Source organism: Actinomadura napierensis (assembly GCF_039529375.1).
Taxonomy (GTDB): Bacteria; Actinomycetota; Actinomycetes; order Streptosporangiales; family Streptosporangiaceae; genus Spirillospora; species Spirillospora napierensis.
Map to the genome: position 1 here is coordinate 1 of NZ_BAAAMR010000421.1, position 527 is coordinate 527.

The 527-nt window shown below is 44.2% G+C and carries 1 protein-coding gene; it reads left to right on the plus strand.

From position 1 onward, the window contains the following. On the plus strand, nucleotides 1-527 hold a 527-nt coding region (locus ABD296_RS50250; RefSeq protein ID WP_344285831.1), incomplete at both ends, for a CaiB/BaiF CoA transferase family protein.

Consider the following 527-nt stretch of genomic DNA (forward strand, 5'->3'; position numbering starts at 1 on the left):
CACCATGGATGAAAGATGACTCAGGCCAAGATACTCAAGAAGCCGCTTATTATCAGTCAACCAACCGCAATAAACTATCGGTTGCCATCGACATTGCCAATCCTGATGGCCAAGAATTGATTAAAGCGCTTATTCAAGATACCGATGTCGTGATTGAAAACTACAAAGCGGGTTCTTTAAAGAAGTACGGTTTGGATTACGAGTCTTTATCTGCGATTAACCCTAAACTGGTGTATTGCTCGATTACTGGTTTTGGTCAAACTGGCCCAAGAGCAGAAGAGCCCGGTTATGACTTTATTATTCAGGGCATGGGCGGACTCATGTCAGTTACAGGTGAGCGTGATGATTTGCCGGGTGGTGGTCCACAAAAAGTAGGCGATGCATTTTCTGACTTAGCCAGGGGACTTTATTCTACGATTGCCATACAGGCTGCTTTACTCAAGCGCCATGTGACGGGTTTAGGCCAATATATTGATATGGCTTTGCTTGATGTTCAAATTGCCACAATGGCAAATCAGGGAATGAAT